10 protein-coding genes and 1 pseudogene are annotated in these 21,984 nt (G+C 64.0%); 2 read left to right on the top strand and 9 right to left on the bottom strand.

Annotation, left to right across the window (positions count from 1 at the left end):
• Positions 1-358: 358 nt before the first annotated feature.
• Both TSA1_RS38855 and TSA1_RS15645 read right to left on the bottom strand, forming a co-directional pair.
• Positions 359-631, bottom strand: coding sequence for a hypothetical protein (locus TSA1_RS38855; protein WP_145984311.1), 273 nt, complete (start codon positions 629-631; stop codon positions 359-361).
• Positions 632-1,145: 514 nt separating this feature from the next.
• Positions 1,146-13,241 carry an MBG domain-containing protein gene (locus TSA1_RS15645; protein ID WP_161497232.1) on the bottom strand — a complete coding sequence of 4,032 codons (12,096 nt, stop codon included), beginning with the start codon at positions 13,239-13,241 and terminating at the stop codon, positions 1,146-1,148.
• A gap of 240 nt (positions 13,242-13,481) precedes the next feature.
• Between TSA1_RS15645 and TSA1_RS15640 the strand changes: the two genes are divergently transcribed.
• The gene (locus TSA1_RS15640; protein WP_100177146.1) at positions 13,482-14,444 is read left to right on the top strand and encodes a LysR substrate-binding domain-containing protein; all 963 of its coding nucleotides are present in this window, start codon (positions 13,482-13,484) and stop codon (positions 14,442-14,444) included.
• Here the strand turns inward: TSA1_RS15640 and TSA1_RS15635 are convergent.
• Positions 14,438-16,171, bottom strand: a complete 1,734-nt coding sequence (locus TSA1_RS15635; RefSeq protein ID WP_100177145.1) for a ShlB/FhaC/HecB family hemolysin secretion/activation protein — start codon at positions 16,169-16,171, stop codon at positions 14,438-14,440. The two genes, TSA1_RS15640 and TSA1_RS15635, sit on opposite strands and share 7 nt — an antisense overlap.
• Positions 16,172-16,400: 229 nt before the next feature.
• Here TSA1_RS15635 and TSA1_RS15630 point away from each other — a divergent pair, with 229 nt between their 5' ends.
• Positions 16,401-16,907 carry an invasion associated locus B family protein gene (locus TSA1_RS15630; protein WP_100177144.1) on the top strand — a complete coding sequence of 169 codons (507 nt, stop codon included), beginning with the start codon at positions 16,401-16,403 and terminating at the stop codon, positions 16,905-16,907.
• A 30-nt stretch (positions 16,908-16,937) separates the two neighbouring features.
• On the opposite strand, the gene TSA1_RS15625 is transcribed toward TSA1_RS15630, so the two are convergent.
• The 6 genes and pseudogenes from TSA1_RS15625 to TSA1_RS15600 all read right to left on the bottom strand — a co-directional run bounded on the left by TSA1_RS15625 (position 16,938) and on the right by TSA1_RS15600 (position 21,976).
• Positions 16,938-17,822 (bottom strand): transglutaminase-like cysteine peptidase, encoded by an 885-nt coding sequence (locus tag TSA1_RS15625; RefSeq protein ID WP_100177143.1) that lies wholly within the window; start codon positions 17,820-17,822, stop codon positions 16,938-16,940.
• Between the two features lie 192 nt (positions 17,823-18,014).
• Positions 18,015-18,237 (bottom strand): annotated as a pseudogene (locus TSA1_RS41045) (Fe-S cluster assembly protein SufB); the annotation flags it as partial.
• A 473-nt stretch (positions 18,238-18,710) separates the two neighbouring features.
• Complete coding sequence (locus TSA1_RS15615) at positions 18,711-19,412, bottom strand: ABC transporter ATP-binding protein (protein WP_100177142.1); 702 nt, start codon at positions 19,410-19,412, stop codon at positions 18,711-18,713.
• Entirely contained in the window at positions 19,409-20,161 is a 753-nt protein-coding gene (locus TSA1_RS15610) for an ABC transporter ATP-binding protein (RefSeq protein ID WP_100177141.1), read from the bottom strand. The genes TSA1_RS15615 and TSA1_RS15610 overlap by 4 nt, the downstream gene beginning before the upstream one ends.
• A complete protein-coding gene (locus tag TSA1_RS15605; RefSeq protein ID WP_145984310.1) occupies positions 20,154-21,113 on the bottom strand; it encodes a branched-chain amino acid ABC transporter permease in 960 nt (319 codons plus the stop codon). The genes TSA1_RS15610 and TSA1_RS15605 overlap by 8 nt, the downstream gene beginning before the upstream one ends.
• The gene (locus TSA1_RS15600) at positions 21,113-21,976 is read right to left on the bottom strand and encodes a branched-chain amino acid ABC transporter permease (protein ID WP_100177139.1); all 864 of its coding nucleotides are present in this window, start codon (positions 21,974-21,976) and stop codon (positions 21,113-21,115) included. Before TSA1_RS15600 ends, TSA1_RS15605 begins: the two co-directional genes overlap by 1 nt.
• Positions 21,977-21,984 lie beyond the last annotated feature (8 nt).

Raw genomic sequence — 21,984 nt, 5'->3', positions numbered from 1 at the left:
TTGTAAACTGGCGCGGGTTCAAGTGCCCCTTCGCTTTGCTTTCAGCGACCAAAGAGTGCAGTGAGGTGCGTTATCCGCAAGCTCGGTGCCTCGCGTAAGAAGCTTGCGACTTCGCGCCAGCCGCCTCCGGACCGCGATGACTGAGCGTCGCCGAAAACTCCACGACCCCGACCAGCACGAATTCGTCGTCGAGTAGGTTGAGCGGCGGCGTTCCCGCGCGATGAGAGACGCGTTAAGGCTTCGCTCTATCATCGTCGGCGCGCGTTGAGATCGGCGAATCGCGAGACCGCGTTCTGTGCTGGCCATTCAAAAATCTCCAGACGGCGTCCGTCCGAAAGGACGGCCCCGAAGAGCGTGGTCAATCGCCGATTATATGCGTCCCATGCTGCGGCCACGGCGCCTTGGAGGGCAGCCGCAGCTGTAGCTGTGGAATACGTGGTGAAGAAATGGCGCTTTCCGCGACCGCCCCGCCCACTTCAGAGAGCTTGCCCACGCTGACTGTCGCAAGATTTTTCTTGATCTCCCGGTGCACACGTCGTGCACACGCGACCGTCCAAATGATTGAAAATATTTGACTCTCGCTCCAATCCATCATGGGTGCCACAGAAAAGCGATAGGCTTGCGATTTCAATCGGTTATTCTTTCATCGAACCGGCAGCACGGAGGTACCCTCGCGCACGCGAGCCCAGCATTTTGCGTGGCGCGCGCATATCCTTCGCCTGAATGGCCGTCTCGTGCAACCGCGACGACAAAATGGTGCGGACAAGAGAAAGCAACAATGATCCCGCATGGCATGGGACCAGGCAGCTTGGGCCAAGCTGGATACAGTTGATCATGCACTTCAACAGACGGTGAATAGCCGATCCAGATTGGACAAGGCTGCCATCGAGGGCCGCATCGGCGAGACCATGGTTGAGAATGCTCTTTTGACAGTTCAGCCGCTCGATCCCGCGGCACAACGCGCTGCGCCTGATCAGATTAGACGCAACTGCCACGGCTCAGCACCTCGCCCGCGCCTTTTTCGCCGACGATGTTGCCCTGGTCGTACTCGACCCGGCCGCGGACAATGGTGGTGCCGGGCCAACTGGTGACAAACGGCGCACTCGGCTGGCCCGCGCCTTCGCTCCCTCTCATCACGTCTAAGGCTAACGCTTGATCGTCACGCCCACATACGATGCTGGCGTGAACGCCCTCAGGTCGGCCCAGCTTTGCGGCGGCACCTGTATTGCGTCAGGGCCGAGGTCCGGCACATCGACGCCAAGCGCAACCGGCTTATGGGAACGGGGATCAATCACCGACGTCACGGCGCCGATGGACCTGGTCGCCGGATCGTAAGACAGGATGACCCGCTGGCCGGTGCCGGGATCGTTGGCGAGGATTCCCTTGCCGTCGGTCGTGATTGCAATCGCCAGCAGTTTCGCGGCCGGCTCGTCCGCGCGCTTCGCTGCAGCGAGGATCAAGGGGCCCTGTGCCAGCAGGGCGGGGACGTCGAGCGCCCCGTTGACGAAGCCGAATCCTCGAGGATCGGCCGGCGCACCCTGCCCGTTGCCAAGACTGACACCGGCAACGTCGGTCCAGGCCGCAGCATCGTTGCGCCAAAGGCGATCCACCTTGGGTTCGAGTGCAGGTGTTCCGGACGCGCTCGACAATGCACGCGCGATCATGGTGGCGATCGTCGCCTCGCCGGCCTTCGGCGCGAACTCCGGCAAGCTCTCACCGGAATACTGCACCTTATCGAATTGCGAGATCGGCAGGAACACCAGATCGGGGCCGGCTCCCGGGGCAATGTTCTGATCGACGTTCAAGGCCGCCGCAGTGGATTGCCGCTCGGGATTGGCCGGTGAAGACTCCGCCGTCCTTGTCGATCCCGATCCGGTCGCCGCGCCGGTGCGGACCGCGGGCGCCGCGCCACCGATGGCCTGGATCACTGGCGCCGCGGTGTTGGTCGGGTTTTGGAAGCTGATGTTCACGGCGGTCGGGGGCGTGCTGCCGCCGCTTGCAATATAGCGGCTGGCAGCGAGACCGGGATCGGTATTGGTCGTCGCCCCCGGCGCGGCGATGATCGACAGATCCGCGCCGACGAACGACAGGTCGTAGTTCTTGGACGCAGCGAGACTGCCCTGCAGGATCGCGTACTTGCCGGCATTTTCACCGGCCACGCGGGCCAGGACGCCGCTCAACGTGTCGGCGCCCACCAGGTTGCCGCTGCTCAGCGCGTAGGTGAAGGCGGGATCCACCTCACCGGCCTGCTTGCTCTTTGCATCCGCCGTCACCGTGATCGATCGCGGCGTGACGGTCAGCGCTGAGGCATTCGGCGCAGCCTGGACGAAGGTGTAGTTCACCGCGCTCAGGCCCGAACCGGCGATGGCATAGCGGCCCACATTACTCGCAGCGTTGGCCGAACTCGCGAAGGCCAGCGTGCCCGTCGTCGCGGAGGTCTGGGTTTCGCCAGTCACGAAACCGGTAACGGTCCCCGTCAGTGCCGGGTTGGTGTCGCCATAGGTCCGCGAGGCCGCATCCGCGGTATAGCTCAGGGTCGCCTTGCCGACGCTGAGCGCGCCGGCGGCGTAGCTGATGGCGTAGTTGTTCGAGGTCAGGCCCGATGCCGTCAGGCTGTAGTTGCCGGCATTCCTGGCGCCCTGCGCCGTTCCGCCGTAGGCCAGCGTGCCGCCGAGCACAGCGGATGTCTCGCCATTGACGAAGCCGGAATAGCCGGCACCGTTGCCGCCTGAGAACGCCACACCGTCATAGGTCTTGCCGGCGTCATTCGCCGTCACGATCAGCGCCGCCTTGCCGATGCTCAGTGCGCCGGCGGTGTAGTTGATGGCGTAATTGTTCGAGGCCAAGCCGGACGCGGTCAGGCTGTAGCTGCCGGCGTTTTTGGCGCCCTGCGCGCTGCCGCCGTAGCCCAGCGTACCGCTCACCACCGCAGAGGTCTCGCCGTTGACGAAGCCCGCGTAGCTGACGCCGTTGCCGCCCGAGAAGGCCTGACCGTCATAGGTCTTGGCCGCATCGCTCGCCGTCACCATCAGCGCGGCCTTGCCGATGCTGAGCGAGCCGGCATTGTAGGCGATGCTGTAGTTGTTCGAGGTCAGTCCTGCCGCGGTCAGGCTGTAATTGCCCGCGTTCTTGGCACCTTGCGCCGTGCCGCCGTAGGCGACCGCGCCACCGAGCACTGCGGACGTCTCACCGTTGACGAATCCGGTGTAGCTGACGCCGTTGCCGCCGCTGAACGCGAGCCCGTCATAGGTCTTGCCGGCATCATTCGCCGTTACGGTCAGCGCGGCCTTGCCAATGTTCAGCGCGCCGGTGGTGTAGCTGATGGCATAGTTGTTCGAGGTCAAGCCCGACGCCGTCAAGTTGTAGTTGCCGGCGTTCCTGGCGCCTTGCGCCGTTCCGCCGTAGGCGACCGTACCGCCCAGCACTGCCGACGTCTCGCCGTTGACGAAGCCCGAGTAGCTGACGCCGTTGCCACCGGCGAATGCCAGGCCATCATAGCTCTTGCCGGCATCATTGGCCGCGACCGTCAGCGTCGCCTTGCCAATGTTCAGTGCACCGGCGGTGTAGCTGATGGCGTAATTGGTCGAGGTCAGCCCCGACGCCGTGAGGCTGTAATTGCCGGCGTTCTTGGCACCTTGCGCCGTTCCGCCGTAGGCGACCGCGCCGCCGAGCACCGCCGACGTCTCGCCATTGACGAAGCCGGTGTAGCTGACGCCGTTGCCGCCGCTGAAGGCAAGGCCGTCATAGGTCTTGCCGGTGTCGTTGGCCGCGACCGTCAGCGCCGCCTTGCCGATGCTCAGTGCGCCGGCGGTGTAGCTGATGGCATAGTTGTTCGAGCTCAGACCCGAGGCCGTCAGGCTGTAGCTGCCGGCGTTCTTGGCGCCTTGCGCCGTTCCGCCATAGGCCAGCGTCCCGCCGAGCACCGCAGACGTCTCGCCGTTGACGAAGCCCGAGTAGCTGGCACCGTTGCCGCCTGAGAAGGCCACACCGTCATAGGTCTTGCCGGCGTCATTGGCCGTCACGATCAGCGCCGTCTTGCCGATGCTCAGCGCACCGGCGGTGTAGCTGATGGCATAGTTGTTCGAGCTCAGACCCGAGGCCGTCAGGTTGTAGCTGCCGGCGTTCTTGGCGCCCTGCGCCGTGCCACCATAGGCCAGCGTACCGCCGAGCACCGCAGACGTCTCGCCATTGACGAAGCCGCTATAGCTGACCCCGTTGCCGCCGGAGAAGGCCAGACCGTCATAAGTCTTGCCGGCGTCATTGGCCGCCACCGTCAGATTGGCCTTCGCGACGGTCAAGGTGCCCGGGGCATAGCTGATGCTGTAGTTGGACAGCCCGCTGCCGGTCGCGTTGCTTGCGGTGATTGCGTAGATGCCGGCATTGGCCGTGGCCGCCGCGCCGGTGCTCGCCAGCGCGACGGACGTGACCGTGTCGCCGTTTTGCAGGCCCTGCGTGGTGAACTCGCTGCCGTTGAAGGTCAGCCTATCGCCATAGGTCTTGCTGGCATTGTTGGCCGTGACCACCAGCAGTGTTGCCGTGGTCACGTTCAGCGAGCCGTCCACATAGCTCAAATTGTAATTCGACAATCCGCTGCCGGCCGCATTGCCGGCCGTGATCGCGTATTTCCCGATATTGGCAGAGCTCGCCGCACCGGTGCTGGCCAGCGCCACCGACGAGACCGTGTCGCCACTCACCAGACCCTGCGTGGTGAACTCGGTGCCGTTGAAGGTCAACGTGGTGCCGTAGGTCTTGGCGGCGTCGTTGGCCGTGATCGTCAGATTGGCCTTGGCGACGCTCAGTGTACCTGCGGTGTAGCCGATGACGTAATTGTTCGAGCTCAGGCCCGAGGCGGTCAGGCTGTAGTTGCCGGCATTCCTGGCACCTTGCGCCGTTCCGCCGTAGGCCAGCGTGCCGCCCAGCACTGCCGACGTCTCGCCGTTGACGAAGCCGGAATAACTGACGCCGTTGCCGCCCGAGAACGCCACACCGTCATAGGTCTTCCCGGCGTCATTCGCCGTCACCGTCAGCGCCGCCTTGCCGATGCTCAGTGCGCCAGCGGTGTAGCTGATGGCGTAATTGCTCGACGTCAGACCCGAAGCCGTCAGGCTGTAGCTGCCGGCGTTCTTGGCACCTTGCGCCGTTCCGCCGTAGGCGACCGTACCGCCCAGCACCGCGGACGTCTCGCCATTGACGAAGCCGGAATAACTGACCCCGTTGCCGCCCGAGAACGCCACACCGTCATAGGTCTTCCCGGCGTCATTCGCCGCCACCGTCAGCGCCGCCTTGCCGATGTTCAGTGCGCCAGCGGTGTAGCTGATGGCGTAGTTGTTCGAGCTCAGGCCCGACGCCGTCAGGCTGTAGTTGCCGGCATTCCTGGCACCTTGCGCCGTGCCGCCGTAGGCCAGTGTGCCGCTGAGCACGGACGCGCTCTCGCCGTTGACAAAGCCGGAATAGCTGACCCCGTTGCCGCCTGAGAAGGCCAGACCGTCATAGGTCTTGCCGGCGTCATTGGCCGTAATCGTCAGATTGGCCTTGGCGACCGTCAGCGTGCCCGGGACATAGCTGATGCTATAGTTGGAAAGCCCGCTGCCGGCCGCGTTGCTCGCCGTGATCGCGTACTGACCGGCCGCGGCGGTGGCCGCCGCACCGGTGCTCGCCAGCGCGACGGACGTGACCATGTCGCCGTTCTGCAGGCCCTGGGTGGTGAACTCGCTGCCGTTGAAGGTCAGCGTGTTGCCATAGGTCTTGCTGGCATCGTTGGCCGTGACCACCAGCAGCGTTGCCGCGGTCACGTTCAGCGTGCCGCCCACATAGCTCACATTGTAGTTCGACAATCCGCTGCCGGATGCACTGCCGGCCGTGATCGCGTATTTCCCGACATTGGCAGAGCTCGCCGCACCGGTGCTGGCCAGCGCCACCGACGAGACCGCATCGCCGCTCACCAGGCCCTGCGTGGTGAACTCGGTGCCGTTGAAGGTCAGCGTGGTACCATAGGTCTTGCCGGCATCGTTGGCCGTGATCGTCAGATTGGCCTTGGCGATGTTCAGCGTGCCGCCGGTATAGCTGATGGCATAGTTGTTCGAGCTGAGGCCTGAGGCCGTCAGGCTGTAGCTGCCGGCGTTCCTGGCACCCTGCGCCGTGCCGCCATAAGCCAGCGTGCCGCCGAGCACCGCGGCCGTCTCCCCGTTGACGAGGCCGGAATACGTCACGCCGTTGCCGCCGGTGAACGCCAGACCATCATAGGTCTTGCCGGCATCGTTCGCCGCCACCGTCAGCGCGGCCTTGCCGATCGTCAATGCTCCGGCGGTGTAGCTGATCGCGTAGTTGGTCGCGGTGAGTCCCGAAGCGGTCAGGTTGTAGCTGCCGGCGTTGGTGGCGCCCTGCGCCGTGCCGCCATAGGCCAGCGTGCCGCCGAGCGCCGCAGCCGTCTCACCGTTGACGAAGCCCGAATACGTCACACCGTTGCCGCCCGAGAAGGCGAGGCCGTCATAGGTCTTGCCGGCATCGCTCGCCGTCACCGTCAGCGCCGCCTTGCCGATGGTCAGAGCCCCGGCATTGTAGGCGATGGTATAGTTGTTCGAGCTGAGGCCTGAAGCCGTCAAGCTGTAGCTGCCGGCGTTGGTGGCGCCTTGCGCCGTGCCGCCATAGGCCAGCGTGCCGCCCAGCACCGCCGATGTCTCGCCGTTGACAAAGCCGGAATAGCTCGCACCGTTGCCGCCGGAATACACCAACCCGTCATAGGTCTTGCTGGCGTCGCTCGCCGTTACCACGAGCGCTGCCTTGCCGATGCTCAGCGCGCCGGCGGTATAGCTGAGGGCGTAATTGGTCGAGCTCAGTCCCGAGGCGGTCAGGTTGTAGCTGCCGGCGTTCTTGGCGCCTTGCGCCGTGCCGCCATAGCTCAGCGTGCCGCCGAGCACCGCGGACGTCTCACCGTTGACGAAGCCGGAATAAGTAACACCATTGCCGCCGGTAAAGGCGAGGCCGTCATAAGTCTTGCTGGCATCGTTCGCCGCGACGGTCAGCGCGGCCTTGCCGATGGCCAGAGCCCCGGCGGTGTAGGAGATCGCGTAGTTGTTCGAGCTCAGTCCCGACGTGGTGAGCGCGTAACTGCCGGCGTTGGTGGCGCCCTGCGCGTTGCCGCCATAGGCCAACGTGCCGCTGAGCACGGACGCGGTCTCACCGTTGACGAGGCCGGAATAGGTCACGCCGTTGCCGCCGGTGAAGGCCTGGCCGTCGTAGGTCTTGCCGGCATCGTTCACGGTCACCGTCAGCGCCGCCTTGCCGATGGTCAACGCCCCGCCGGTGTAGCTGATGGCGTAGTTGTTTGACGTCAGTCCCGAAGCCGTCAGGCTGTAGTTGCCGGCGTTCTTGGCGCCTTGCGCGGTGCCGCCGTAGCTCAGCGTGCCGCCGAGCACCGACGACGCCTCGCCGTTGACGAGGCCGGAATACGTCACGCCGTTGCCGCCGGTGAAGGCCAGGCCGTCATAGGTCTTGCCGGCATCGTTGGCGGTCACCGTCAGCGCAGCCTTGCCGATGGCCAGCGCCCCGGCGGCGTAGCTGATGGCGTAGTTCGACGAACTTAGGCCCGAGGCGGTCAGGCCATAGCTGCCGGCGTTGGTGGCGCCCTGCGCGGTGCCGCCGTAGGCCAGCGTGCCACCGAGAACGGACGCGGTCTCCCCGTTGACGAGGCCGGAGTAAGCCACACCGTTGCCGCCGGTGAAGGCCAGACCATCGTAGGTCTTGCCGGCATCATTCGCGGTCACCGTCAGCGCCGCCTTGCCGATGGTGAGGGCACCGCCGACGTAGCCGATGCCGTAGTTCGACGAGGTCAGGCCGGAAGCCGTCAGGCTGTAGTTGCCCGCGTTCTTGGCACCCTGCGCCGTGCCGGCGTAGGTCAGCGTGCCGCCCAGCACCGACGCCGTCTCGCCATTGACGAAACCGGAGTAGCTGACCCCATTGCCGCCCGAGAACGCCAGGCCGTCATAGGTCTTGCTGGCACTGTTGGCGGTGACGGTCAGCAGGGCCTTGTTGATGTTCAGCCCGCCCGCGGAGTAGTTGATGGTGTAGTTCGACGACGTCAGGCCTGAGGCTGTCAGCGTATACGAGCCGGCATTGACCGCGCCTTGCGCGGTGCCGCCATAGGTCAGCGTGCCGCCCAGCACCGCGCTGGTCTCGCCGGTGGCGAAGCCGGCATAGGTCACCCCGTTGCCGCCCGAGAACGCCTGACCGTCATAGCTCTTGAGGACGTTGTTCGGCGTAACGAACAGATTGGCCTTCTGAATCGTCAGCGTTCCCGGAACGTAGGTGATATTGTAGTTGCTCGCGGTCAGGCCGGAGAGCGTGATTGCATACGTGCCGGCATTGACCGCGCCCTGCGCCGTGCCGCCCGCGGCCAATTGGCCGCTGAGCGCTCCCCCGTCCTCTCCGTTGACGAAGCCGCTGGAGCTCGCCGAGGCGTAGCCGTTGAACGCCTGTCCGTTGTAACCCCTCGTGAAGTTTGTCGCGGTGACGGTGAGCGGCGCCCGGTCAATCGTGAGCGTGCCGCCGACATAAGTGATGTTGTAGTTGGTGGCCGTGAGACCCGACGCCGTCAGCATATAGCTGCCCGCGTTCTTGGCACCCTGCGCGGTGCCGCCATAGGCCAGCGTGCCGCCAAGCACTGCGGAGGTTTCGCCGTTGACGAAACCGCCATAGCTGACGCCGTTGCCGCCGGTGAAGGCCAGGCCATCATAGGTCTTGCCGGCATCGTTCGCGGTGACCGTCAGCGACGCCTTGTTGATGACCAGCGCGCCGGCGGTGTAGCTGATGGCGTAGTTCGACGAGCTCAAGCCCGAGGCGGTCAGCGTGTAGCTGCCCGCGCTCTTGGCACCCTGCGCCGTGCCGCCATAGGCCAGCGTGCCGCCCAGCACCGCGGAAGTTTCGCCGTTGACGAAGCCGCTATAGGTGACGCCGTTGCCGCCGGAGAAGGCGAGACCGTCGTAGGTCTTGCTGGCGTCGCTCGCGGTCACCGCTAGGCTGGCCTTGTTCACCGTCAACATGCCGGAATCGACGAAGCTGACGGCGTAGCCGTTGAGTCCCGTGACCGAGCCTTGCGAGACGTCGATCAAATACGGACCGCCCGCCACGGTTGCCGACGCGGCGGTGCCGGCCGAGGTCAGGGTCGGCGTGCCGCTGTAGGCGCCGGCAGCCGTGTCCGCGAGATAGGCATGGGCGACGCCGGCATTGATGCCGCTCACCGTGAAATTGGCGGAAACGTCGGCCGTCGCACCGTAGGTCTTCGATGCATTCGACGACGTGAAGGTCACGGTCGGCTGATAGGCGAACACATAACGGTTGCCCGACGCGATGGTCGTGGGCACGTTCGCCGCATAGGTGCTGTTCCAGATCGCCGTGTTGCCGCTGTCGAGACTGCCGAACGTATCGCTGCTCGGGCTGCTCGAATAGACCAGCCAGCGACCGTTCGGCGCCGACAGGGCCGATGCGCCCGCGTTGTTGATGAACTTGCTTCCGGCGACCAGAACGATGGCGTTGCCGCTGGCCGACGACGCGATCGTATTGCCGATCGTCAGCGTGCCGGCGGTCTGGATCGACACCCCGCCATTGGCGGTCACGGGGCTGCCCACGTTGAGGCTGACGCTGTCGTAGAGACTGAGGCTGCCGGAACCGAGATTCGTGATCGCGAGGTTCGTCACCTTGTTGCCGGTGTCGAGCAGCGTGAAGCTCGGGTTGCCCGCGTTCAATTGCATGGTCAAGGACGCAACGTTGAGCGAAGCACCGGTCGTTTGCGTGACGTTGCCTGTCGCGGAGAGCTTCAAGAGGCTGGATTGGGTAATTGCCTGATCGATCGTAAAGCTCGCGCCCGAGGCGACGATCCAGCGGTTGGCGTAGCTGGTCGACACGCCGGTCGAGCCGATCGCGGTGGCGAGCCCCGCCGACATCGCCGACAGCGTCGTCGCCGCACCAGTTTCCTGCAGATACGTGCCAACGACATTGAACTGGACGAGCGAACCGGCCGGGGCATCCTGCTGGTAGGAGAGGCCGCCGCTGCTGCCGGTGGTATAGGCCGCGACCTGGCTGTTGGCGGTGATCGTATTGGGCGCGACGAGCAGATTGTAATAGCCGTTGGCGCCCGCCGTGGTGCTGCCGACGCTGACGCCGTTGACGAGTGCCGACACGGTGGCGCCGGCGGCGGCCGTGGCGTTCCCGTCGCTGTAGGCCGATCCCGAGATCACCTGCGGTGCGCCGCCGGCGGCCGGATACCGCCACAGGAAAAACGGATAACTCTTGCCGGCGACGATGCCCCAGACCGAACTGGACCAGCCGGCGGGCAATGCCGCCTGCAGCACTGTGGTGGTGGTGCCGCTCGCGCCGCTGAGGCTGCCGCCGTTGTATGCCCCCGATTGACCCGTGGTGGCCATGTCCCAATACGACGACGTCACCGTCGGAGTCACCGTCCCATAGCCGACCAGTCCGCCGACATCCTGAGGCGAGCTGACGAAACCGGTGGCGTAGGATTCGCTGATCGAGAGCGCCTTGCCGGTGGTGCCGATCAGGCCGCCGGCAATACCAGCGCTCGCCCGCGCCGATCCGGTCGCGTAAGACTGCTGGACCGTCGTCTGGTTCGCGTAGATCGCACCGATGAGCCCACCGACGTAGTACTGGCCGGTAGCAGCGCCGGTAGCAAAGGACTGCTGCACCGTCACCTGGTTCGTGCCCGCGCTCGCGCCGATGAGCCCACCGACGTAGTACACGCCGGTAACCGCGCCGGTGGCAAAGGACTGCTGCAGTGTGACCGAACCAGAGTCGGAATTGGCACGGCCGACGAGGCCTCCTACGTAATATTGACCGGTGACGGTGCCCGTGGCGTAGGATTGGAGGACATTGCCGGCGGCGAACCCGATCAGGCCGCCTACGTCATCGACGGGGCTCGTCACAGTCACAGCCGCCGAACCGCCGGTCAACGTAGAGCCCTGCTCGAACCATCCGATCAATCCGCCGGTCTGGTACTGGCCGGACACCGTGCCGCTGGCACTCACGCCGCTTATGGTGGTGCCGCCGAGGTCATATCCAAGCAGCGCACCCGTGCGATCACCTCCGGCGACATTCACGTTGCTGAGCGCCAGCGACGATATGCTCCCGCCTGACGCAGCGCCGAACAGGCCGACATTCTGGACCGACGGACGATTGATCGTCAGGTTGGAGATGGTGTTGCCGAGCCCGTTGAACTTGCCGGTGAAGCCGTTGCCGCTGTTGAGGGTGTTGCCCGCGCCGTCGGTCCCGACCGGCACCCAGCTCGAGACGCCGGTGGCGTTGAGCGAATTCGCCAGCGCGTAGTTTCCTGAAAGACCATTGTTGATGTTCTGCACGCCGCTCATGCTGTTGAGCAGCGTATAGCTGGCACCGTTGATGCTGAGAGCCTGGCTGGTGCCGGCGAAGGTGACGTTGCCGCCGCTGAAATTCAGGCTTCCGCCGCTGCCGCCGTCATTGGTCTTCAGCGTGAGCCCCGCCGAGCCGGTGGCCGACATGGTCGCATTGACGTTAATCGAATGATAGGCGTCGAGCGTCAGCGTGTGCGATGACCAGGTGACGGGGGTGGCGACGGTGATGTCGCCGGACTGCGATCCAGTACTCCCGGTCGTGACGATGACGTTGCCGGAGGAAAGCGCGGTCTGCAGCGTCGTCACGTTGAGGATCGAATTGTCGGCCGACGGCGTGTAAGTGCCGGAGGCGATCGAACCGCCGCTGTCCGTGCCTGACGAAATCGTCACATTGCGCGGATCGAGCAGCAGCGCACCGGCCGCGCCGCCAGCGGCCGACAAATTCGCAGTACCGGTGAAGTCGAGCAACCGGTGGCCCGATACTTCGGCAAAGCCGCCCTGCCCGCCGCCACTGCCTTGCGCGCTGACCGCGCCGGCGAAGGTCGTACGATCGTCCGACCACACCACGATCCTGCCCCCGGCGCCGTTGCTGCCGTCGGCCTTGATCTGCGCGCCGGCGGCGACCGTCGTGGTGAAGGCGTTGAGGATCGGATAGGTGACGAAATTGTTCGCGGCGTTCGCCCCGCCCTGGTAGTCGCCGCCCACCAGCACGGTGCCGCCGGCGGCGCCGCTGGCGTCGAGCAGGGCTTCGCGCGCAAGCTTGATGTCGTTGGCGGTCACCACGATGGTCCCGCCCGCACCCTTGGTGCCCTTAGCCGAGACGGCCCCCCAGATGTCGACCGACTGCTCGGCAGCGATCGTGACCGCGCCTCCCTTGCGGCCGTTGGCGGAGATCTTCCCGGACACCGCGACGGCCGCACCGGAGACGTTCACCGTGCCGCCATTGCCTCCATTGCGACCGCTAGCCCGGAGATTACCCGCAACCGTGACCCGTCCACCGGCGCCGCCGCCGATGATGATCTTGCCATTGCTGGTGCCGACCGAATTGGCCCGGATCGAGCCCGGCACGTTGACCGCGTCGCGCAAGATGCCGGCGGCGGTCGCCGCACTGAGGTGCACGATGCCGCCGTCGGCGACGATCTTGCCCTTGTTGGAGACCAGCGCCTGCCCGTTGCCGCCGACGATCTTGCCCAGCGCGCTGGTCGGTACGCCCACCGACAGGAAGCCGTCGCCCGACAGATCGAGCGTGATCAGCTCGCCGCTGCCGAGACCGACGCGGCCGAGCCGCGCGGTGATGACGCCGTCATTGGCCACCTGGCCGCCAAGCAACGCGGCGAAGCCGCCGTCAGAAACATTGATGCGGCCAGCATTGATTACGGCGGCCGACGCGCCGTTGCCGGTAAACTTGTAGTTCCCCGACATGAAGTCCTTGTCTTTGATGTCGAGGGTGGAGGCCGCGAACGACCCAACGTTGACCACACCGGTGCTGGAGATCGCGATGCCGTTGGGATTGACCAGCAGCACCGTGCCGGGCGCGTTGATGGTGCCGGCGATCGAGGACGGCGTCGCCCCGGTGACACGGTTGAGCGTCGCCGAGGAAGCTCCCGGCTGGTTGAAATTGACCGTGCCGCCCTGCCCGACCGAGAAGCTGTCCCAGTTGATCACCGCGCGACCAGACGATTGATTGACGTTCAGCGTGCCGTTGACCGGCTTCGCGATGGTGACGCTGCCCGCGGCGACCGAGCCGCCGGTGGGCAATTGCTGGGCTTGCGCCGCGATCGGCGCGACCGCGAACGTGATACTCGCGAGAATGCAGATGGCGCGATCGAGAATGCCGCCGCGCAGGGCCGCGCGGCTCATCATCGGACCGTCACAATGCGCGTCGCCTTGTTTGCACCGCACAACCTCAGATTTAGCCATCCCGCACCATCGCCTGCGCGCGAGACGCGCCGAAGCTCACCTCGCGGTTAAACATTCCTTGACCGTATCCATGGAAGTTGCGGTAAAGTGTCGGAAGTTTTTTGTTTGAATAGCCTTCATTCACCGGCTGAATGGAGCGGCCGAGCGGCCGAAACGGGCTTTGGAAGCCTGGAAAGCCAGCGGATGACCAAGAATCTCAAGACCGTTGACCTTAACCTTCTCGTCATCTTCGAAGCGATCTACGCGACGAAGAACATCAGCCGGGCAGCCGATCGTCTCGGCATGAGCCAGCCGGCGGTCTCCAACGCGCTGGCACGGTTGCGCGAGCTGATCGACGATCCGCTGTTCGTGCGCGCAACTGGCGGGGTCGAGCCGACCATCAAGGCGCGCGAATTGATCCAGCCGGTGCGCGAGGCGCTCGGCCTGATCGGCCGCCATCTCGGCACCGGAACGGAAATCGACTGGACGACCTACAAGCGGGTATTCCGGGTCGTTATCGTCGATGCCATGGAGCCGATCATCATGCCGCCCGTGGTGCGCGAGATGCTGTCACGGGCGCCCGGCGTCAACATCGAGTGCATCCAGGCGCACACGAAGGTGTATGAGGAGATCCGGGCCGGCACCATCGATCTGGCCTGCTTCCCGTTTCCGATCGACAACATCTTCGAGATCACCGTCCAGCCACTGTGCCCGGCCGACATGGTGGTCGTGACCCGTCGCAACCATCCCGGCATTACCCGACCGCTCGATCTCGAGACATTCCTGCGGCTGCCGTATATCGGGCTCAACTACGATCTGCGCGGCCTGACCGGCATGGACAAGACTCTGGCCTCCGTCCTTCAGTCGCGCCGCCTCGCCTACATGGCGTCCAAGATCTGGTCGATCCCGCCCATGGTCGAGCGCAGCGACCTCGTCGGCATGTTGCCGCGTGCCTTCGTCAACGAGATCGCCCACAATTTCGAACTCGACGTGCACGAAATCCCGGTCGAGATTCCCGAGCAGCAGATCTTTGTGATGTGGCACAGCAACAACGATCTGGACCCCGGCCACATCTGGCTGCGGCAGACCATGATGCAGGCGGTGCAGAAACTGCGAACGCCGTCGCCGTCAGCCGAGGCGCTGCGCGACATCGAGTCTGCTCAGTAGTGCAACGAACCGCCCGCGAACAGCCGCCAGCCCTGCTGGGTCGGATCGTTGCTATGCTGACGGCTGCCCTCGACGAAGCCCGAGAAGCTTGCCGGGAAAGTTCCGAACACCGGAAGATAGAGTCGCAGACCTCCGCCGAGATTGGACGCGTGCAAGCTGGCGAGTTCGAGCGCCGACGGCTGAGCCAGCAACCGCTCCCCGGAGGCGCCAAACAAATACGGCGTCAGCACAATGGGCAGGATCTCGCTCGGCCAGGCGATATTGCGGCCGATCTCGGCGCGCGTAGCCCAGGCGCTGTCGCCGGCAAACGAGCCGGCGTTGTAGCCGGACAGCATCTGCGCGCCGACCAGATCGTATTGCTCCGACTTGAGCAGCGGACGATTGAACGAGGTCTGGCCGAAGGCGGCGAGCGAGACGAAGAAATTCTCCGGCAGATTCTGGGTGACCTGGAACCGGCCTTCGAATTTTGTGAACACGGCGTCGGCACCGGCTCGGGACAACGGCAGCAGCGGACTCGCGTCCGCGGCCGTTCGCGCGCCCAGTGCATTCAGTCCCTGTGAGACCATCGCGCCATACGACACCACGGTCCCGCTTTCGCGCAGCCGCCAGATGCCGTCAGCAGCGGCACGCACAACGCGCAGACGGTCGCGGCTCAACGGAATCGCCGGTGTGAACAGCAGCGAGTCGACCTCTTCATCCGTTGAGTCCAGCCGCCCGCTCAGGGTCAGCTCCGCGTCTCGCCGCTTCACCGCGTCGAACGCCAGCTTGACGCGCCCTTGTGTCAGCAGCCCCTGGCTCGAAAATATCGGATCGACCCGGGGCGTCGTCTTGCCCTGCGTGCCGCTCGCCTCGACCCTCCAGCCATCGACGCCGAGCGGTATCATCACCGTGGCGGAGAGATAGCGCCGGGTCGGATTGGCGGTGACGAAATCGGCGTCGGGCAGCCCGGAAGCCGACACCGAGACCTGCTCGCCTAAACCGAGCACCCCGTTGAGCGACGCCGACGTCACCATTTGCCCGGTGCCGAACACGACGGGCATGGCGTTGTCACCATAGATGCTCGCCGAGACCGGCTTGTAGCGGCCCGACAACACCAGGATCGAACCGCCGATTTCCTTGCCGCCGGTGAACACGGCGTTGAGCTCGAGCCCCGGCGCATCGCCGGCGATCAGCAACTGCCGTTCCAGCTCCCCCTGGGTCAAATGCCGCTTGCCGATGAGACGCTCGAGAACGGCGACCACGCGGGGCCTGGTGAGGGACGCAATCGCCTCGGCATCGATGCGCTCGATGAAACCATCAACCACGCGGATCTTGACCCGCGCCGCCTTGTCGAGCTCCTGTGGGCTGACGATCACCCGTACCAGAGGGTAGCCCGCGCGCACGTAGAGCGCCTGCAGCGCCGCGCCGAATTCGAATACTTGCGCAACGGTCACGCGCTTGCCGACCAGGCTTCGCTCGAGCTCGCGGCGCTGGGCCTCGAGCTCGGCGAACTCGCCTTCGATGTCGAAGCCGGTAAGAATGAAATTCAGCTTCTTGGCTTGCTCGGGGACGGCCTGGCCGACCTCGACGCGCGGCAGCAGAATGCGCGTCGGCGCCGACGGCGCGGGGCGTATCTCCGGCGGGGCGACCTGGCTCGGCGACGGCACCGACTGCTGTGCATGCGCCATCTGCATCGACCCCGCGACCAATCCGCAGATTGTCGCTGCCGTGCAATGCCACGCTTTCATGCCAAGCCCCCGCCCTTCCACGCCACGCCCCCCGCGAGTTCAGGAATTGCTTGTTGCGTAGCGCGCCGAAGAAAACAAGTCGAACGTGCGGCCCACGCCGCACTATAGGCTGAGTGAATAGCCATCATTTCCGATTTGAATTGGCGCGCCGGCGAATTTCTCACTAGCTGCATCGCGGTCGCTTGCTGCGCACACGCCGCATCCATCGATCTTCAACAGGAGACAAGCCATGACGATGTCGCGCGCCTTGATCGCACTCGCGCTGATCTCGGCTCCCATGACGAGCGCGCTCGCACAGACACCGCAGCGCACCACCGCGTCCTATGACGATTGGACGGTGCGTTGCGAAGTCAACGACACGACGAAGACCTGCGAGATGGCGCAGGCGATGCAGATCAAGGGGCAGGCTCAACCGGTGACCCAGATCGCGATCGGCCGACAGAGCAGCAAGGATCCGATGAAGATCGTGTTTCAGGTACCGATCAACGTGTGGCTGCCGACCGGTGCAAAGCTGGTCGCGGACGACAAGGATCCCGGTATCGTCGGCGTCTATCGGCGCTGTCTGCCCGGGGCCTGCATCGCCGACATCGAGATCAAGGACGACGTCATCAAGAAGCTTCGCGGCCTGACCGACAACGGCAAGCTGCAGTTCAAGGACGCAGCCCTGCAGGACATTGCCATCCCGGTTTCGTTCAAGGGTTTTGGCCAGGCCTATGACGCGATGACCAAGCCGTGACGGCGATTGTGCAGCCCGGCGCGCCTCGGTTCAGGCTCCCGCCGCCGACGTCGTGTCGGGCTGGCTTTGCCGCGGCAACCCTTTCGTGCCCTGCACCGCGAACAAGCTGACGCCACGGTGGTCGATCGCAAACAACGGCAGCAGGTGGGGCAGCTCGCTGGTTTCGATGATTTCTGAATTGCGGTTGTCGAGGACGGACCAGCGACCGTCGATGCGAACCCCGAGCACCGCATGGGGTTGACGCACGACCGTGTCCTGAACGAGCAAGAGCTGCATATCGGTCTCCGGAACGCCCACGGCAAGCAGCAGCGCCCGCTTCGCGATCGCATAATCCTCGCAATCGCCGACACCGGCGGCCAATGACTCCAGCGGCGAGCTCCAGAGATCGACGACGCCGTGCTGTTGCATGTCGCTGACGTAACGGATCGCCCGATTGACGCGTGTGTTGACCGCTTCGACGCGGGTCCGAATATCGGGGTCACTTGCCGCGCGCATGATGGCGAGAAATTTCCGCGCAGCCGCTGACGGGCATCCGCCGTCATCGGATCGACAGTCATCGATCAACCCGGCTTCGACGTCGATCCTCGCGGCCACGTCGCGCCATTTCGTCCACAACAGTCCATCCGGGGCGCGAAACGTCGACATCCCGAACGGCCCCTGGCCGGCCGATCCGCTCCCATGAGATGACGCCGGCAGGCCCCTCGCCTCGAGTGAAGCAAGCTGGATACCGTCCGTCCCGGCACGCGCGGGGAAAGCCGTGAACAATGAAGTGGCGTCCACAACGGCAGCGAGGGCCGCCGGCCGTTTCGGTTGCGTTTTCGACCACGCTCCGCAGCAGCCTGCGCCGCTGAACAGAAGGACAAGCACGATCCCCAATGCGCGCGGGAGTAACCGCGCGAGATCCACGACCGACATGACCGACGCCCCGTTGTCCGGCGCATCGGTCGACGGCTTTGCGTCGGTCCCTGTCCCGGATCTTGTGGGGCAAAGGATAGGCTCCGAGCCGCTTCCCCCCGGTTAAGCCGGACCGACGGTTGGTCAAAGGTTAAGAATGGGCTGAATCCAAGGTGGGCGGATTTGATCGAATTTTATCGATCCGTCGGGATCTTCCGGGTCGATCTCGTCGAGCGAGGAGACCGTCCTCCTCGGCTTCGGCGCCGCGTGGGTCCTGGAAGTCGATCCTGGGATAGTCGACGCGCGCCCAGATCGGCTCGGTCATGGTCAGCCAGCGCCGATAGGCTTCCAGCCGCCACTGGAGCATCCAGTCGGATTCGTTCTTCTCCTGCGAGATGAATTATACGACCTCTTCCGACAGCCCCCTTGGGCGCCTACTCGGAGTGCACTTCGCACGACGTGGTCGCCGTCATCCCGCCCTGATCAGTCACCTTCACGGTGACGCTCTGCGGGGCGGCAGTGTTGTAGTCGAGTGCGGACCAGCTACCCGCCGTAACCAGGACATCGCTGCCAGCGGCATGCCCACGTCGTCGGACGACGGATTTGCGTCGGAGCGATCCGTCTGACAACCCTTGCACGCCATCGCGGGAGGAGTGACGATTGCTCCAAGAGCAATTCGGCAAACATTGGTTCGAGGTCCACGCAGCGTTCCTCAAGTCGATCCCGGAATGGCCTCGGTTGCGCAGCGGTTACGTGCCGGAGGAGCATCCAGCTATGTAGCCACGCCGCGTGAGCGGCCAGAATTGATCCAAAGCGGCCAAGACTTCGTCGGTAAGGCTGGAGCGAAAGATGTGCTGAACTACGTCGCCCCTCAGTTCGATTTGCCGCGCCATCGACGCTCCCGACAGGCTATGCATTTTCCAGGGTGAGATGCTTCGCCAGGATATCGGCCGAAGAAGACAGGCTCGCCGTGCTCCCGGTCCAGACGACCCGGCCCTCGTCCAATATCGCGTGGACGTCAGCAACGGCGCTGCACACCTGTATGCTCTGCTCGACGAGGAGAATGGTGAGCCCACGGGCCTTTAGGTTGAGCATGAGCTCGACTAGCTGGTCAACGATTACCGGCGCCAACCCCTCCGTCGGCTCATCTAGCAGCAGCAGCTTCGGGTTCGTCATCAAAGCTCGCGCAATCGCAAGCATCTGCTGCTCGCCTCCGGAGAGCCGGCCGGCCGCCGACTTCCATCTTTTTCTGAGCACCGGAAATAGTTCGGCTGCTGCGTCGGGCGTCCAGGGTGAACCCTTCCGACGAGCGATACTAAGGTTTTCCCTGACGTCCAACGTGCTGAAGATCGCCCTGTTCTCGGGAACCAACGCCAGACCACGACCGGCGATTTCGTGCGTCGGAACCCCAACTACCGATCTACCGTCGAAAGTGATCGTTCCTTGGGTACGAACTAACCCCATGATCGAGCGAAGCGTGGTCGTCTTTCCGGCCCCGTTGCGGCCAAGAATGGCAACCGTCTTCCCCTTCTGTACCTCAACATCCACGCCTTGCAGGATGTGACTCTTCTCGTACCAAGCGTGAAGATCGCGAATGAGGAGCGCGGTCATGCGGCTGATCCAAGGTACGCACTCTTGACGTCGGCGTTCGTTCGAATTTGCTGCGGTGAACCTTCGGCGATCTTCCTGCCCTGCGCCAGCACCGTGATCTTGTCCGATATATCGAGCACGACGCTCATATTGTGTTCGATGAGAACGACAGTGCGCTGCGGTGCGAGGCTCTTGATGAGAAGTTTGGTCCTATGCACGTCATCCAGCCCCATTCCGGCCAACGGCTCGTCCAAGAACAGCAGCATGGGATCGGCAGCCAAAGCCATGGCTATCTCGAGAGCACGTTGTGCTCCATGAGATAAATCGCCTGCTCGCGCTTCGAGGCGCGTTGCCAGACCGACCTGACCCGCCAATTCCGCAGCGCGCTGACGCGATACTTTCGAAGGATCGCGGCTCCGCCAAAACGTCCATGCCTCGCGACCGGCGACCGCCTGGAGCGCCAACAAGATATTCTCGACCACCGGAAGGTCGCGGAAGATATTGGTGAGCTGGAACGATCTCGAAAGTCCCAAATGGACGCGACGATGGGCGGGTACGTTCGTTATCGGACGGTTCCGGAATGTTATCTCGCCCTGTGTGGGAGGGCGCGTCCCGCTCAGGGCATTGAACAGCGTGGTCTTGCCTGCTCCGTTGGGCCCGATTACGGAATGAAGGGAGCCGTGATCTATCGACAAGTCGAGATCGGAAACCGCCTGAAACGAGCCGAACCGTACTCCCAAGCCTTTGGCCGTCAGTAGAGGATCAGCCATTGGGAGCCTCCTTCCGGTGGCGTCCCATCACGCTGCCCAACCCAAGAAGCCCATCGCGCAGGAACAGCACAACCACAATCAGAAGCAATGCAACAATCATGGACCAACGCGGCCACACCGGTGAGAGAAAGTCGGACATTGCGCCGAGGACCGTAGCCCCGACGAGCGCGCCCAGAGGGGATCCAACTCCTCCTATCAGGGAAGCGATCAGCAACCGTTCGCTTGTTTCGACGTCGACGGCGCTCAAAGGCACGAAGCTGAGCATGAGCGTGTTCATTGCGCCTGCCAGCGCTGCGATCCCGCCAGCGATGGTAACCGCCGCGAATTTGAAGCGGCGCACGTCGTACCCCAATGCTTCTGAGCGGTTATCGTTGTGGCGGATCGAATTAAGGACGCTACCGAATGGCGACGCTATTATTCTTTGCACGATGGCAAAGGCTGCGAAGCAAAGCAGCGCCAGAAACGCATAGAGCAGCCCGGGACTCGACAGCGCGAACTTTCCGAAAGCGATGGTCGTTCGCGGTACGTTTCCGAGGCCGTTCTCACCAGCGGTCAGCTTCGGAAAGGCCAGCGCGAGAAAAAAGCCCATCTGCGCGAATGCCAATGTCAACATCACGAAATAAACGCCTTGGCGCCGCACGATCAGCAGCCCGGCAGCAGCCGCTAGAAGGCATCCCGCGACAGATGCTGCCAAGGCGGCAACCGACGCATTCATGCCGAAGTCACGAATGAGAATGGCGGATACGTAGGCCCCCAAGCCGAAATAAAGCCCTTGACCGAATGAAAGCAGACCGACCGATCCAAGAAGCAAAGTGCAGCTCAAGGCGCCCGTTGCGACCACCAGGATTTCGCTCGCCAGTGTCAGCGACGGCAAAACCCAAGGCAACGCGACGAGAATTGCCCCGATTGCGACAGTCGTTCCATTCGGAAAGCGCGGGCTTGCATTGGTCATCACGACCGCCCCATGAGCCCGGTCGGGCGGAACGCCAGAATCATCGTCATGACGCCATAGATCATGAGATGAGCTCCTCCTGGCCAGATCATGCTCATGAGCGATTGGGTGATACCAATGAGCAGCGCAGCCAAAAGTGCTCCGCTGAAGCTTCCAAGCCCACCGAGGATCACGACGACGAAAGCGATCGCGAGGGCCTCACGACCCATGAGCGGCTCGACGCCGCGTAACGGCGCAGCCAGAGCGCCGGCGAGGCCTGCGAGCGCCCCTCCGAAGGCAAATGCGCCCATGAAGATCTTGCGGGAGTCGAATCCGAGCAGCCCGACCATTTCGGCATTTTCCGCTGCGGCGCGCAGCATGGCGCCGAGACGGGTGCGTTCGATTGCCAACCACATCACTACAGCCACCACCACGGCCACTGCCACGACGAACAGCCGATATGACGGATATACGAAACCTCCGAGGATCACGACGCCGTTGAACATCTCCGGCACCGGCACATTCTTTCCCAAGGTGCCGAAGATCATGGTCACCGTCTCCTGCGCCAGGATCGCGAGCGCGAAGGTAATCAGTATCTGCGCCTCATGAGGCAAATTGTACGTCCGCTGCAACAGCACTCGCTCGGAGACAAGTGCGAAAATCGCGGCCAGAAGCGGACTAATCAGCAGGGCCGGAAGAACGCTTCCGGTCCATTGAGCTATCGCGAATGCGGCGTAGGCGGAGACCATGTAAAACGCCCCGTGCGCGAAGTTCACAAATTGCATCAGGCCGAAAATCATGGTCAGACCGATCGACAGGATGAAGTAGATCATTCCAATGCCGACGCCGTTTAGCGCTCCGAAAATGAATACCTGAGTGGACATCGAGGCGG

Origin of the sequence: Bradyrhizobium nitroreducens (assembly GCF_002776695.1) — a bacterium.
Lineage (GTDB): Bacteria > Pseudomonadota > Alphaproteobacteria > Rhizobiales > Xanthobacteraceae > Bradyrhizobium > Bradyrhizobium nitroreducens.
This window is presented reverse-complemented; position numbering and strand designations above follow the sequence as displayed.